Source organism: Bacillus cereus group sp. MYBK227-1, from assembly GCF_051916325.1.
Taxonomy (GTDB): domain Bacteria; phylum Bacillota; class Bacilli; order Bacillales; family Bacillaceae_G; genus Bacillus_A; species Bacillus_A cereus.
The window spans coordinates 662,656-677,735 of sequence record NZ_JBQAGK010000002.1 but is presented as its reverse complement, the minus strand read 5'-3'; the positions used below and the strand labels follow the sequence as shown (position 1 = coordinate 677,735).

Genomic DNA, 15,080 nt, shown 5'->3' with positions numbered 1-15,080 from the left:
ATAAGGTAACAGTTTAAATGCCACCTATTATTTACACATTTTTCTTTCCCATACTCTTTTTCCGTCAGTTAAAAACACTGCACTTGGCGGATCATCATAGAGAGAAATTTCAACCAATGAACTTTTTTCTTGTTTTAACCAATTATATACAGTACCTTCGTTTGTATTAGGTCGAGATAAAATATTATTTACTCTAAATACAGCTGCATCATATTCTGTATAATTTATATCATCCTCATATAGTCCATTGTCTGTTTCAAAAACTGTATCTAGTTCTCCAATAATCCTCAATCCACTTTTCCATTCTAGTATCATGTCACTATGTTCATAATTTATTAATGTTCCAATTAAAGAATCGTACCCCATTTGCATCCTCTTTTCTTATGATTTTTATGGTCTTGATGGTACTATATGAGCGCCATCTTTTCCATAATGGATCAACCCTTTAGTAGTCTCATGGTATTCACCAGTATTGCGGTCATAATATTTTCCTATTGGCTCACCAAAGTCTACTCTTTCTCTACCGTTTTTTAATAGTTCACCTTTCCCGGCGAACTTATCAAGCAATTCTTGCGCTATTTTATTATCGCCATAGAAATGCTCTTATTTTTTCCATTTGCTAATTCTTGTTTATAGTTCGGTGTATCAGGAATATGCTTTTCTTGCGCTCCTGCTTTCACTTTTATTGGATAACCATTTACTTCACGGTATGGACCTTTAGGTACAGAATCTTTTCCATAAGAAGGTATTCGATTACTCGCACCCTTACCTCCACCAGAAGACTGGATTTTTTGAAGAGTATCCTTAGTATTTTGAATCGATTTATTCCAAACAAATCCACCATGTACAAAAAGACTTGCCCCAGTAGCTGTTGCTGCTATATCTAATGGAATAACAATTGGTGATGCTAACCCACCAGTTCCTACTTCTGCCACGATAGTTAAGAAATTAGATCCGCCTATGAGCAAAATACCTTCAAATATTTCTACAATAGACCCGGCTATTTAATAATATTGTCCTGCTTTGTCTAATGTTTCTTGACGTTGAAAAACATACTATGTAACAGCAAATAAAGCCTATGTGTATGTGAAATACGAGGTACAAAAAAGAATTCGCTTAAATAATAATTTTCAATTTAAATCAACAAAAGAGACCTCAAATATGAAGTCTCTTTTGTTGATTCTTTTTCATCTATAACTTCCTCTTTACTGATTCAATATCAGACAATCTTCCTTATTGAAATATAATAAAATTCTAATAAAAACGCGTTCTTCAAAAAGTTCTTTTTCTGCCCTACGAATCTAGTAAAATGGCTATAAGATATTACAAATTTAAGCTACGCTTAACTTGCACTAATAAATCCATTAATCCATTTCTTTCTGGATTTTTTTCCACTTCTTTTTTCACATGTTCTTCCAAATAATTATAAAAAGTTTCAAAGTCCAAATACACTTGTTGTTCAAACTCAACAGCTGGAGAATCTAATTCAACTAACACATGCTTATCATCTAAAGGTGTAGGTAGCTGTGACATATCAAATCCATCTAAATCAGACTGAAAATGAACGAATACTATTTCTTGTCCAAACCCCTCTTTTTTTACAAAAAAACTCAAAGCTCTTTCCAAGTACTTACCGTTTATAAAGTTAAAATATATTGACATCAATTGATCATTTTTCTCTTTATCTTCAATAAATTCAAAATTACTATTCATTTTATCCTCCTATAAATATTGTATCTTGATAATATCAGTCTAGAATTGGGAAAAAGTTAGTTATCTCCCCAGCATCATTTAAATAACCTCTGAACTTCAATCCATTTATTATGGATATTTAGATAAAAAAATCCAGTGATAATTCCTAATTAGTTCTGCATCAATCTTACTTCTAGCTCACTAGATCCCTTACCAACATTACCCTTATAGCTACTTTAACACAAACTAAAAAATCCACAGTGTAAAAAGTTGAACACTGTGGATTTTTACATTTATTTTCCTTGATAATGCACCATATCATAAGGATAGTATAAAGTATTTTTTAAACTTGAATCATCTAATTTTAAAATCTTTACGATTGCTCCGCTTTCGTAACTCCAATAACCATTGTAGATATCATTTTTATTTTCATGTGAATCATACCAGCCTGTATCACTATGCCCCTTATACCATTTTCCCTCTAAATATTCTTTCAATTCTTTTACTGATTCTTCTTTATTCTTTGCATTAACCACACGATAAATTGATTTATATGGGTCTGCAAAGATAAATTCCGTGGTATTCCCTTCCCAATTTTCATCTTTATAACTAAATAAAAAATCAATCAAATAATCATTCAATTTCTCTTTTTCTACCAACTTTTCTAATTCAATTATATAATCTTTTGAAACATCTAGCATTATCCCAATAGAAAGAACCCACAATAAATATATATATCTATATTTACCACTCCATCCCTTTTTCATCGCCTCAATTATTTCGGGGTAAAAATCTCTTAGTACTTCCATAGGTCTTCCCATTGAATATAAACAATTAAATTTATCAATACAAATTGATTCAATATATCCATAAGCTCTTTTAATACTACCTAAATCATTTGGTCTTTCATTTTTTACTTTCATTGCTAATTCTTTATACTTTTCTATTCTATTATTTTGTCTATTTAAATAATCCTCGAAATAATCTTCATTTTTTAAAATATCTCTCATTTCATTCTCCTTACTCAATTATTTTCTTCCCAGAAGAATCCAAAATGCTTTTAACCACATTACCATCCTTATCAACATTAATTAGTATATTTTGTACATTTTCAGGATTCAAAAGCATTTCTTCTCGAATTTTATCTGCCATTTCTTCTCCAACAGTTGATTCCAAACGTCTAGAACCATCTATCCATGTTTCGCTCATTTGCTTTCCATCTTTTGTATTTGAAAGTTGCGCAGTATTATACTTAGCCTCCGCTATTACATACTTAGGCGGCGGGATGAATTTTCATATATACCATCTATTCCCTTAACAATTTTTTGATCTAATGTTAATACACGATCATCACTAATTCTAGTATATGTTTGACTTTCAAAAAAATCATCCATCTTCATTTCACCATAATTTCCTTTACGCTTCGTTGTTTTTAAAGCTACTTCGCCACTTTCTACTGATTCTATTACCGTACGTTGTTGTGCTCTAGCTGCTTCTAATGTTTGGGCTACTTTTCCAGATTCCTTAGCTATTTCACTAGTTTTACCCGTACCCTTACCACCATCTTTAGACTTCGCAAACTTATAATAAGCTTCTATCAATTCACCTTGAGGTATTTTGGTTATGATAGTTCCACCAACACTAGAGAATGCATAGGAAGCATCTCTCTTAAATGATTGTAGCATTTCAAGGGTAGGCTTCAATTCTTTTGCTAGTTTTACTGCATTAGCAATTGTACTTACTCCACTTGATGCTTTTGCTCCTTTTGCAATATGGCCAATTGAAGACTTAGCTAAACTCTGAAACCGCCTTCCATATATGGATATAAACAAAGAATTAAAACAATATATTGATGAAATTACTAACAATCAATTAGATATTATGGAAGGTTATATACACTCTCAAAATATGGATATTTAGATAAAAAACTCCAGTGATGATTCATAAAATCACTGGAGTTTTCATCTTAATACATACTATAGTTTTTATCATTCACCCGATTACAAAAGCCGTTTCCTAATCGAACGAGCTTCTACCCTCTTTTCAATAAGACTACGTTCTCGAACTGTGATTATTTGATAAAAATATTTCTTCTTATTTCAATCAATTAAATCCATATAATATAAATCATTTTCTGATATTTTTGCAAGAAAATCTTCTAGTGAATCGGCAATTTTAAATTCATCATAATAAATCCCATTATTTTCTTCTGTTGTTAATTTAATTGAAATTAAAACTGTTTCATTACCTTCAAAAAAGATTATTTCTTCTTCAAAATCATCATAAACTTCAATGTCTGGAAAAAATTCATAATCATTTTGCTTTAATCGAAAATCTCTAATAGAATAAGGGTCCATAATACGATTAATATTGTACTTAGAACCTTTGATAAAGCCATACCCAACATTTAAGAAGAAATCTTTTAGTTCTTTTGGAAATTTCAAACCTAATACCTCTTCCACTTCTTCTATCTCTTCTAATGCTACTGGATAAAAGCTATTATGTTTATTTGATACTAGATAATCATACTTCATATTATTTACCTCCATTAAAAAGTTTATTTCCTGTTGAACCTGAACCATGAATACCACCTTGATGCTCATTAGGAAATTTAGCAGGATGGATATTCCACCATTCATGTTCCCCACGATAAGAGTTTTCAATTTTATGATGAGCATCATAAGGTTCTCTTTTTTTCTTAAGATTTTTCCTGTTTTCTCTGAAATCACATCTTCTGTATAAGTTGGCCATTTTTGACCAGTTTGTTTTTCCCATTCATCAATTAATGAATTCTTAATTTTATTAAACCCTCGTCTATATCTCTTTGTTTCTGAAGACGTCATCTTTTTATATTCTGTATTTCTTAATGCACTTTTTAATTCTTCCATTTGGTTTTTTTGTATTTTTCTATTTGTCTGTATTTCAATATCTCGTACATATTTTCTAATTAGTTCTCCATCAATCTTACTTCCAGCCCCACTGACGCCCTTACCAACATCACCCGTACCCTTACCACCATCTTTAGACTTCGCAAACTTATAATAAGCTTCTATTAATTCGCCTTGAGGTATATTTTGGTTACAATAGTTCCACCAACACTAGAGAATGCATAAGAAGCACCTCTCTTAAATGATTGTAACATTTCAAGGGTAGGCTTCAATTCTTTTGCTAGTTTTACTGCATTAGCAAATGTACTTACTCCACTTGATACTTTTGCTCCTTTTGCGATATGGCCTATTGAAGATTTAGTTAAATTATTCAATTAATTTATATATACAGATATAAATAAAGGGTGATAACAATATTTTTATGAATTTACTAACATTCAATTAGATATTATGGATATTTAGATAAAAAAATCCAGTGATAATTCATAATTCGTCTGCGTTTCAACATCTCGTACATATTTCCTAATTAGTTCTGTATCAATCTTACATCTAGCTCACTGGATCCATTACCAACATTACCCTTATACCTACTTTAATACAAACTAAAAAATCCACAGTGTAAAAATTTATCACTGTGGATTCCAACATTTATTTTTCTTGGCAATGCACCATATCATAAGGGTAATATGAACTATCTTTCAAGGTTGAATCATCTAATTTTAAAATTTTAGCGATTGCTCCACTTTCAAAACTCCAGTAACCACTATAAATGTCATGTTTATTTTCATGTGCATCGTACCATGCTTCTTCTAAATGTCCCTTATACCAATACTCCTTTATATATTTCTCTAAATTTTTTATAGAATTCTCTTGTGAAATTTTATTACTCTCAATTACTTCTTTTAATTTGAAATATGGATATTGTACATAAAACTCACTTTGCTCATAAAAATCTGATGGCTCACTATTTCTAAAAGCAATAAAATAATTAATCAAATAATCATTTAATCCTTCTCTCCTTACCATTGCTATTAGTCTATTAAATTCTTTATCTTCAACATTTAGCATTACTGCTATAGATATCATCCATAACATACGTATATATCCACTTTCTTTATTCCACACTTTTTCCATTATATTTATTACTTCAGGTAAAAAATCACGAATAGTTTGAATAGAACAACCCGCAGAGTACATTGCCCTTAATTTATTAAAATGATACCCTTGTAACGCTATATATCCATTCTTTACACTTTTATCATCTTTGCCTCTTTCCTCAATAACCTTTTCAACCAATAATAAAAACTTTTCTATTCTCTTTTCCTCATAATTGATAAATTTGTTAAAATATATATCATTTTTGATTTTATCCCTTAGCATAATTTCTTTTCCACCTTTTATACTTCAAGAATTTTCTTCACAATCGTTCCATCAGGCATAACTTGAATAACAATTCTTTGAACATTTTCTGGATTCAGCAACATCTCTCCCACAATTTCATCTGCTTTTTCTTTTGACAAAGTACTATCTAACCTTTCACTTCCAAGAATCCAATCTTCACTCATTTGCTTACCATCATTTGTTTTTCCCAATTTGGATGTGTTATACTTAGCCTCCGCTATTACATACTTAGGTGGCGGAGATGAATTTTCATATACAGCATCTATTCCCTTAACAATTTTTTGATCTAATGTTATTACACGATCATCACTAATTCTGGTATATGTTTGACTTTCAAAAAAGTCATCCATCTTCATTTCACCATAATTCCCTTTACGCTTCGTTGTTTTTAAAGCTACTTCGCCACTTTCTACTGATTCTATTACCGTACGTTGTTGTGCTCTAACTGCTTCTAATGTTTGGGCTACTTTTCCAGCTCAAATTACCCGTCCCACTTAGAATTGGTCTCTTTCACTGAACTGCTAAAAGAAAATTTCCATCTTGAATAAGACAACACTTTCGAACTGTAATCAATCGTAAATAATTTTTTATCATTTTACATTTTATCCTTAAGTTCAAATGAAAAGTTTTTAATAGGAATAAGAAAAAGCTCAATATGACCAAATTAATGGTGTACTGAGCACATTAATCACTTATATAATTACAAAATTTCAAGTCTAGATTAACTCCCACAATAATTAACACTAAGTTTATTATTTGTCTTTCAAAAATTTTAAATACTTTCCATCTTCTGCGCTAAAGCATCTACCCTTGGATTTCTTATTAGCTATCTCTAAATACTCCCTAGCTTTAGAGAAATCCCCTACCTCATAAGCCACCTTTCCAGCCCAGAGTTCTCGTTCACCTGTATCTCCTCTTTCAGGATCTGCGACAAATATTTTATCAACCCATTTTTTCATCCGTTCAACATCATTTAATACAATAGAGATATCTAAAATCCCCCATATTATTAAAAAGCTCTCATCATAAATCACTTTATCATCAGGGAGCTCTTTCCATGCTTGTTCCAATAAAAAAACTGACTCATCTAAATTACCTTTATCAAACTCTTCATTACTCTTATCCATTAACTCTTGTATATAGACACCATTTTCACCTGCTACATAAGCCATTATTAATCCCCCTAAATTGCATCTTTAATTACATTAAAATATTTGTCATCTTCACTATCAAAGATCGAGTAACCTTCAAGAATATATGCCCTTAACAAATATTCTTTAGATTTGTTAAGGTCTCCTAATTCATACAGACATTCACCCAGACGTAACATAATAAAAGGGTTTCCTATTCCATCAGGACAATTAATTGCATTAAATAAAAAGTCTTTAGAAGCACTAAAATCTCCATTCATATAACACGTGTCACCCAATGCTGTGTAAATCCATGTACTACATTCCCAGTTAAATTTTGGTTTTGGAACTAAATCTAAAGCTTCCAAATACTTTTCTATTGCATTCTCATACTCAAACCTATCAACTAAATTATCACCTTGAGAACATATACTTACTATTCTGTCATAAAGTTCATCTTGTAATTCCAATTTAAGCTCCTCCTAATTATTTTGGTGGTACATATGTCTGTCCTAAACTAGCACCTTCAGAACGGTTTTTACTATAGTGTTCCAAAAAATAATTATCTGGATCAAGCATCCAATCTCTTACTTCTTTAGACCTTGGTCCATAATTCCGTCCGACTTCGTTCCACCAAGTAACTGCATCTGTTTTATGTGCCATATCTGCTTCACTTAACGGACGCCATTTATTGTTAGTGTCTAAAAATTCAGTTTTACCACGTACTGTTCGTATTTTTGGTGGATCTTCATTTTTCATTCTCTCTATTACTGCTTTACCAGTTCTGGAGTCTTTGCTAGGTGTACTACCCATATATTTCAAACGTTTAGTGCTGCCACTTGGCACAGGTAAACCCACTTCTTTATTACTTGCGTAACCCCCACCAGGTCGATGCCACCTTCCACTTGCATCTTGAAAATAACCTTTAGACTTCGCAAACTTATAATAAGCTTCTATTAATTCGCCTTGAGGTATTTTGGTTACGATAGTTCCACCAACACTAGAGAATGCATAGGAAGCATCTCTCTTAAATGATTGTAGCATTTCAAGGGTAGGCTTCAATTCTTTTGCTAGTGTTACTGCATTAGCAAATGTACTTACTCCACTTTATGCTTTTGCTCCTTTTGCGATATGTCCTACTTTATTTAGTACCTTATCGCCTAATATTGTGGTAGCTATTTGCGTTAATCTCAGGAGTAATATAATATTTGTTTTAAAATGGTAGAAAAAGAAATCAACACTTATGAATTGTAGTTTCATTTAATAGATAACTATTATTCTGTAAGTTTTGTCGCTATATTTGAATATCAATTTACTATTATAAGTTTTGATTTACATGTGAAATCTTCAAAAAGTAAAACCTTTTAGTTTACTAAAAAACCTTGAAAGGCATTTAGCCAGTCAAGGTTTTTAACTTACTTTAAAAAATCTAATATTGAATTTACACTTTCTTCAAAACGACTTGGGTTTCTTTCTTTAATACTAGTTAATTGAGAAACAACATATTTCTGAATATCATTGTTTAATGTAGGGATGATTTTTTTATAAATATTCCTCGATGGTTCATGATTCAATATTCTTTTGTGAAGTATCTTTAACCATTCCTTAGCATGAGGAATCATCTTAGGAATAGAATTAGCTAACACTTTCAGCGAAACTTCAGAACTAACAATCTTGTCATACGACTCTATAGCATGAATTAAACCAAACATTACTTCATCATTTTCAGTTAAATCATCAAAGCCTTGACACAATACTTCTATATGGTTAACATCCTCCATTTCTAAAATATTCCCAATAGATTTTTCAAATTTTTCTACTTCATTCTCATCTCTTAATAAACGATTATTCTTTAATTCGGTAAGTTCGACTAAAATGTCCAACTTTCCCCACCTCCTATTGTCTGTCAAAAATATTTGGGTACTTTGTTTTATTTAATTTTATTACTTCCAATAGTCCTGAACGTATCTCAGGAGTGTAAAGTCCTTCTTTTATATAAATATTCCTTGCATCAATTATATCACGAGCTAAAGCGTCACGTGGTTCAAGGTTAAGATAGGCATCTAATTTCTTACCAGTCATTCCGTATGTTTCAGTTTGACGGTGCCTGCCCCCTTTCCCTGGATGAGGGTGCTCCATATTCATACTTACTCCATCATTTTTATGTACCTCTGCTTTTGTTTTCATATATTTTGCAGACGGCATATGGTGAGGAGTTATATTGTCTCCACGTGTTCCTGCATCAATTAATTCTTCATATGTTCCAACTTTCCCTTCACCTGGTAGTAAAGGATTATCTATCCCCTTAGTACCCCCCGCACTCCCAGCCGTTGCTTTCTTCACATCTCCAACCTTTTTTAAATCATGAAGTTTATCAACTATTTTTACACCCTTCCCATATGGGGACATCATTCCAACTGCTAGGAGTTTTTCACCATAGGTAGCTTCTGAGTCAAAGAGTGTGAAAAGATCACCAAAGAAAAAATCGAATCCAAACTTCGCCACACCGATTAAAAAAGGATCGAGTACTGGCCTTCTACCACCGACTGGCTGGCCAAAAATGTTATGCTCCATTTCATAATCATCGGTTTCAACTTGGAAATCCTCACCTATATTCCCTTTTATTGTACCATTTTTAATTCCTTCAAGATATTTTTGTGTCGCTTGTATCTCTTCTTTTGTAAATCTATTTTTGATAGATATATTTTCGCTACTTATTCCTTCCGTTTCGTTATACACATTGTGCTCTAAGTCTACGCTTTTTCCAATACCATTGTCAGATTTCCGTATTTTCTCTTCTATAGTTATTTGAATTTGTTTTGCCCATTCCATATTTAACCTTTCACTATGAAACGTACCACTCACAGGACTAAATCCTTTCCCGCTTTGCACTTCAGAGAGTCCGGCTGTGATGCTAGCTGCTAATTGGAGGGCGGTGCTGTAGTTGTTGCTGGATGAATGATTGAATTCATATAAATGCTCTAGTTTTTCTTCCAGTTTTTTTCTCATTGCTCTTAATAACGTTACAATTGCGTCTACTCCAGGCATCGGTGTAAGTACTTCGATTGCTTCTATACTTGCAATCGATTGATTAATTTCCTGTATTTGTTGTCTTATTTCATGTTCGATCACATCTGTTGAAGCAACTTTTGCTTGGAACTCATTTGGGAATGCTTCGTTTTGGCGAATTAATTCTTCACATAAGCATATGATTCCTTGCGCTAATGGCCGAAATGTTTGGACAAGGTAGGCTTTTGCACTACTGTATGTTTGTCCTTGTAATACTGTATCTATCGCAAATGCATCAATAGATTGAATGGCTTGTTCCATACTTTGAATCGTAGCATTACATATAGCGTTCATACTTTGAGTTTGACTTTGTACTTCTCCCAAATACATGTTTAAACTCATGCATTGACCTCCCTTTGTAGTTGCTGCTGTTCATAGGAAAGGTCGTTTTCTTTCTCACTGAGATGCCGTTTTTCTTTAAGCAACGTCTCTTTTTCGTTCTCTAATTCGAATGTAAGTTTTCTTTCATACTGCCTGATCTCTTGCCGCATATTCGTGAACAGGTGAAATACTTCTTTGTCACCATACCAAGTTTCTAGTATTCGGTTAAATAAACGATTGCTTCTATTTTTCCATTCATGAAAACTAGCCTCATCTCGTTCTTGATTTTGCAACGCAATTCGGTTTTCATTTTGCTCTTCAAATATACTTCGTAATTTTTGATTACATTGACTGATTCTCATTTCAATTTCTTGACTCATCTTTTCTCCCTACCTTTTCCCCTTTACGTAGGCCGTTACATTATTGAAAAGTCTTTTGAAGTCCGGTATCCATTTTCTCAAATTCATTTGCTACGGAATGGATATTATCAATTGTTTGTTGAAAAGCAGTACAAAATTGTTTCGTGATCTGTAAATTTTGTTGATTTGCTTCTTGTGCCTTGAAGTTCACAGATAGTGTAGTACGCGTTGCCTTATTTATAGAGCGACTAGTAGCACTTTTCATTCTATCTGAAGCATTTCTCATTTTCGTTGCAAGTTGCGTTGCCGTATGCAAATTACTTTGAAATTCTCCCATTACTTGCTCCTCTCTACCTTTTATTTACAAGAAAATTATACCACGGAAAAATATCCCAATAAACCGAATGTTCGAATTTAACATACAATTCAGCACTGTTACTGAGGATACGAGCAACGCTTATCTATCAACATAACTGAGTCCAAAATGGATTCTACTTATACAAAAAAGATGACTTCAGCCATATGCTAAAGTCATCTTTTTCTACCTTATTATTTTACTAACTCTCCATTATAAGCTTTTATATCAAGAGGAGCAGTTAAAAATTGTGCTGCTTTACTAACGAAAGATGTGAAGTGTTCACTCGTATTATGGCTCGCAACTGCTGCTTCATCTTTCCATACTTCTACCATCGTATAAACACTTTCTTTTTCTGTATCTTTATATAAGTCATAAGATACATTGCCACTTTCTTCTCTTGAACCATGAATGAGTGGCTGAATTTCTTCTAAAAATGCTTGTTGTTTCGCTGGGTCTACTTGAAATATTGCGTGAATAATAATCATGGTGCTTCCCCTCTCATCTTTCACTTATTGAAGTTCTTTTATAAAATTATTTCCACTCTGCAACTTTTTCAATTGGAAGACGTACTGATTGGTAACCACTGTCTGCAGCTTTCCCGATTGAAATTAACATAACTGGTACGTAGCTTTCTTTATCTAGTCCAAATGCTTCTGCGATTTGATCTTTCTCAAATCCACCAATTGGACAAGTGTCATAACCGTGCGCACGAGCTGCTAGCATAAATTGCATTGCTACAAGACCACCGTCAATTAATACCGTATCTTTCATTACTTCTGGTGTAACCATAGAGAAGTAAGCTGAAAGTTTTTTCATTTGATCTTCTTTTACTTCTGCTGGCATAAGTCCACGCTCTACTGCTGTACCGTAAATTTCTTCTGCGTTATCAAAGTTGTTTAAATCACCAAATAAAGCAATCATTGCTGAAGACGTTTCTACTTGAGATTGATTGAATTTCGCAAGTGGCGCAAGTGTTGCTTTCGCTTCGTCACTTTCAATCACTACGAATCTCCATGGTTGCATGTTTACTGAAGATGGTGCAAGTGTTGCTTCTGTAAGAATTTCTGTCATTTCTTCTTTGCTAATTTTCACTGAAGGGTCGTACTTACGAATTGAACGACGTCCTGTTAAAATTTCGTTAAAATCATTTGTTTTTACTGAGTTAGTCATAGTTGTATTCTCCCTTTTTTATAATTCTTTTATATTTTCTTGAATGTGATTTAACATATTTAAAAGATTATCGCGTTCTTCCTCACTTAATCCTTTAAATGCAGATGCTGCAAAACGTTCTTTTTCTTCTTGAAACGCCTGAATTTTATTTCGCCCCTCTTCAGTAAGAGAAACTAACGTAATTCTGTTATCATCTGGATTTTTACGTCTTACAATCATTTCATTGGCCTCAAGCTGCTTTAAATGCCTTGTTATCGCAGCATTATCAATATTCACTTCTTGCTGAAGTGCTTTTTGACTAATTTCACCTACTTCAAATAATTGAAGTATAAGCTCTAATCGAGACTGGCTCATACCCGTACACCCTTCAAATTTCGAACTTACTTCTTTATTTAGAAAGTGTAATTTATATAAAATAATCGCTTCTTTTGAGCATGAACTTGTCAAATTAACCCTCCTTTACAATCAAAATAAAAACATTTGATGTATCAATAGTTGATATGTCAATTAATATAATCTATATCGATTTAGAATGCAAGCATTTTGTTTTTATTTTATTTTTTCCAAATTAAGGCGCTTTGTAGCGTTACAAATAATGTTAATTGCACTATAATAGTAATAATTTAAATGACTGGAGAGTGATTGATAATGCGGCAATACACAAATAGAAATGAGGAAATGAAAATGGAAAATGAAATGAGGATATTCATAAATGACAACAATAAATATAGGGATTGTCGCGCACGTAGACGCTGGCAAGACGAGTTTGACTGAGCGTATTCTTTATGAAACGAATGTGATTAAAGAAATTGGCCGAGTAGATAGTGGTAATACACAAACTGACTCAATGGAATTAGAAAGACAACGCGGCATTACGATTAAAGCATCTGTCGTTTCTTTCTTTATTGATGATGTAAAAGTAAATGTCATTGATACACCTGGACACGCTGATTTTATCGCTGAAGTGGAGCGATCATTCCGCGTTCTAGACGGTGCGATTTTAGTTATCTCTGCCGTTGAAGGTGTGCAAGCACAAACAAAAATTTTAATGCGAACATTACAGAAACTAAACATACCGACTATTTTATTCGTTAATAAAATTGATCGTAGTGGCGCAAACACTGAAAAAGTTATGAAACAAATAAAAGAGGTTCTTTCAAATGAAGCATTCCCCTTCTACTCTGTTCTAAACGAAGGAACGAAAGAAGCCCGGATCATTGAATACAAATCATATGACGGTTGTATGGAACTGTTAGCATCATTTAATGAATCATTACTTGAATCATATGTAAATAACGAAATAATACCGGACGCACTATTAAGAGAAAAACTAGAACAGCAAATACAGCAAGCAAATGTGTATCCAATCTTTTTCGGTTCAGCAATGACAGGTATAGGAGTAACTGAAATACTTGAAAAACTTCCGGCCCTAATGCCAGCTCTTACATCGGCACAAGAGGAACCATTATCCGGTGTTGTTTTTAAAATTGAACGTGAACCTTCTGGAGAAAAGGTTGCGTATATAAGAGTTTTTTCTGGTAGTTTACACGTTAGAAAATATGTGGATATACAGCGCGATGAGTCTCTACCACATAAAGAAAAGATTAAAAAAATGTGTATGTTTCATAGCGGAAATGCTGTTCAATCTACTATCGTTCCTAGCGGAGAATTTTGCAAAGTGTGGGGACTGAATGATATAAAAATTGGTGATATTATCGGTGAACGTACGGATTATATAAAAGATATTCACTTTGCCGAACCACAAATGGAAGCAGCGATTGATGCGGTACCTAAAGAGCGAATTCATGATTTATACGCTGCACTTATGGAACTCTGTGAAGAAGATCCACTCATTAAAGTGTGGAAAGATGATGTTCATAATGAACTTTATATTCGCCTTTTCGGTGAAGTACAAAAAGAGGTTATCGAAACAACACTTTATGATAAATATAACTTACAGGTTACTTTCTCAAATACGCGAGTTGTATGTATTGAAAAGCCAATTGGCATTGGGAATTCCGTTGAAGTCATGGGTGAAAAAGCGAATCCATTTTACGCAACAGTCGGATTCAAAGTTGAACGTGGTGAACTTAATTGTGGCATAACATATAAATTAGGTGTTGAGCTCGGCTCACTACCTTTAGCATTTCATAAAGCGATTGAAGATACGGTATTTCAAACGTTAAAACAAGGTTTATATGGATGGGAAGTTACGGACATTTCTGTCACGTTAACACATACAGGTTATGCTAGTCCTGTTACAACAGCGAGTGATTTTAGAAACTTAACACCACTCGTACTAATGGATGCTTTAAAGAAAGCTGAAACATATGTATATGAACCAGTAAACGAGTTTGAATTAACTGTACCGAAGCAAGCAATTAGTACCGCAATGTATAAGCTCGCTGCCGTTCCAGCAACTTTTGCAGAGCCTATATTATATAATGATTCTTACCAATTAACAGGATCATTACCTGTTGCGAAAACAGAGAATTTTAAACGCATGCTTCATTCATTTACAGAAGGAGAAGGCATATTTACAACGAAGCCAGCTGGTTTCACAAAGCTTATGGCTCCCTTCCCTACTCGAAAACGTGTTGATTATAATCCGCTGAATCGTAAGGATTATTTACTTCATGTTTTGAAGGCTTATTAAAGTAAAAGAGGTGCAATTCGCACCTCTTTTGCATGT

Annotated in this window: 16 protein-coding genes and 5 pseudogenes; 1 reads left to right on the top strand and 20 read right to left on the bottom strand. The window is 33.1% G+C overall.

All coding sequences use genetic code 11. The features are described from left to right. Positions 1-27: 27 nt before the first annotated feature. The 20 genes and pseudogenes from ACTFRM_RS10515 to ACTFRM_RS10420 all read right to left on the bottom strand — a co-directional run bounded on the left by ACTFRM_RS10515 (position 28) and on the right by ACTFRM_RS10420 (position 12,835). Positions 28-366, bottom strand: coding sequence for a hypothetical protein (locus tag ACTFRM_RS10515; protein ID WP_088322379.1), 339 nt, complete (start codon positions 364-366; stop codon positions 28-30). 24 nt (positions 367-390) lie between these two features. Continuing rightward, a pseudogene (locus ACTFRM_RS10510) lies at positions 391-1,004 on the bottom strand (polymorphic toxin type 50 domain-containing protein); the annotation flags it as partial. Between the two features lie 319 nt (positions 1,005-1,323). Next, complete coding sequence (locus ACTFRM_RS10505) at positions 1,324-1,713, bottom strand: hypothetical protein (protein WP_086388290.1); 390 nt, start codon at positions 1,711-1,713, stop codon at positions 1,324-1,326. Positions 1,714-1,985: 272 nt separating this feature from the next. Next, a complete protein-coding gene (locus ACTFRM_RS10500) occupies positions 1,986-2,702 on the bottom strand; it encodes a PoNe immunity protein domain-containing protein (RefSeq protein WP_086385803.1) in 717 nt (238 codons plus the stop codon). 10 nt (positions 2,703-2,712) lie between these two features. Beyond that, the gene (locus ACTFRM_RS10495; RefSeq protein WP_033694114.1) at positions 2,713-2,901 is read right to left on the bottom strand and encodes a hypothetical protein; all 189 of its coding nucleotides are present in this window, start codon (positions 2,899-2,901) and stop codon (positions 2,713-2,715) included. 329 nt (positions 2,902-3,230) lie between these two features. After that, positions 3,231-3,476 (bottom strand): annotated as a pseudogene (locus tag ACTFRM_RS10490) (T7SS effector LXG polymorphic toxin); the annotation flags it as partial. Positions 3,477-3,791: 315 nt separating this feature from the next. Then, the gene (locus ACTFRM_RS10485; protein WP_086385804.1) at positions 3,792-4,226 is read right to left on the bottom strand and encodes an SMI1/KNR4 family protein; all 435 of its coding nucleotides are present in this window, start codon (positions 4,224-4,226) and stop codon (positions 3,792-3,794) included. Between the two features lies 1 nt (position 4,227). Beyond that, positions 4,228-4,930: pseudogene (locus tag ACTFRM_RS10480) on the bottom strand (cytoplasmic protein); the annotation flags it as partial. Positions 4,931-5,228: 298 nt separating this feature from the next. Next, positions 5,229-5,960: a PoNe immunity protein domain-containing protein gene (locus tag ACTFRM_RS10475; RefSeq protein WP_086385805.1), complete on the bottom strand. Its 732-nt coding sequence runs from the start codon at positions 5,958-5,960 to the stop codon at positions 5,229-5,231. 17 nt (positions 5,961-5,977) lie between these two features. Continuing rightward, positions 5,978-6,451: pseudogene (locus ACTFRM_RS10470) on the bottom strand (hypothetical protein); the annotation flags it as partial. A gap of 282 nt (positions 6,452-6,733) precedes the next feature. Beyond that, positions 6,734-7,153, bottom strand: a complete 420-nt coding sequence (locus tag ACTFRM_RS10465) for a hypothetical protein (protein ID WP_071711790.1) — start codon at positions 7,151-7,153, stop codon at positions 6,734-6,736. Between the two features lie 11 nt (positions 7,154-7,164). Then, positions 7,165-7,581, bottom strand: coding sequence for a tetratricopeptide repeat protein (locus ACTFRM_RS10460; protein ID WP_086385807.1), 417 nt, complete (start codon positions 7,579-7,581; stop codon positions 7,165-7,167). Positions 7,582-7,597: 16 nt separating this feature from the next. Beyond that, positions 7,598-8,299 (bottom strand): annotated as a pseudogene (locus ACTFRM_RS10455) (cytoplasmic protein); the annotation flags it as partial. A 227-nt stretch (positions 8,300-8,526) separates the two neighbouring features. Then, positions 8,527-8,994, bottom strand: a complete 468-nt coding sequence (locus tag ACTFRM_RS10450) for an Imm30 family immunity protein (RefSeq protein ID WP_043936975.1) — start codon at positions 8,992-8,994, stop codon at positions 8,527-8,529. Between the two features lie 13 nt (positions 8,995-9,007). After that, positions 9,008-10,522, bottom strand: coding sequence for a T7SS effector LXG polymorphic toxin (locus ACTFRM_RS10445; RefSeq protein ID WP_440043279.1), 1,515 nt, complete (start codon positions 10,520-10,522; stop codon positions 9,008-9,010). Beyond that, positions 10,519-10,881: a DUF3958 family protein gene (locus ACTFRM_RS10440; protein ID WP_000076583.1), complete on the bottom strand. Its 363-nt coding sequence runs from the start codon at positions 10,879-10,881 to the stop codon at positions 10,519-10,521. The genes ACTFRM_RS10445 and ACTFRM_RS10440 overlap by 4 nt, the downstream gene beginning before the upstream one ends. 40 nt (positions 10,882-10,921) lie before the next feature. After that, positions 10,922-11,197, bottom strand: a complete 276-nt coding sequence (locus tag ACTFRM_RS10435) for a TIGR04197 family type VII secretion effector (RefSeq protein ID WP_000503635.1) — start codon at positions 11,195-11,197, stop codon at positions 10,922-10,924. Between the two features lie 212 nt (positions 11,198-11,409). Next, positions 11,410-11,703, bottom strand: a complete 294-nt coding sequence (locus tag ACTFRM_RS10430) for a putative quinol monooxygenase (RefSeq protein ID WP_000583804.1) — start codon at positions 11,701-11,703, stop codon at positions 11,410-11,412. Positions 11,704-11,749: 46 nt separating this feature from the next. Continuing rightward, the gene (locus ACTFRM_RS10425) at positions 11,750-12,388 is read right to left on the bottom strand and encodes a nitroreductase family protein (RefSeq protein WP_000185393.1); all 639 of its coding nucleotides are present in this window, start codon (positions 12,386-12,388) and stop codon (positions 11,750-11,752) included. Positions 12,389-12,406: 18 nt separating this feature from the next. Beyond that, complete coding sequence (locus ACTFRM_RS10420; RefSeq protein ID WP_000204162.1) at positions 12,407-12,835, bottom strand: MarR family winged helix-turn-helix transcriptional regulator; 429 nt, start codon at positions 12,833-12,835, stop codon at positions 12,407-12,409. Between the two features lie 265 nt (positions 12,836-13,100). On the opposite strand from ACTFRM_RS10420, the gene ACTFRM_RS10415 reads away from it, so the two are divergent. After that, positions 13,101-15,044: an elongation factor G gene (locus ACTFRM_RS10415; protein ID WP_000207816.1), complete on the top strand. Its 1,944-nt coding sequence runs from the start codon at positions 13,101-13,103 to the stop codon at positions 15,042-15,044. Positions 15,045-15,080 lie beyond the last annotated feature (36 nt).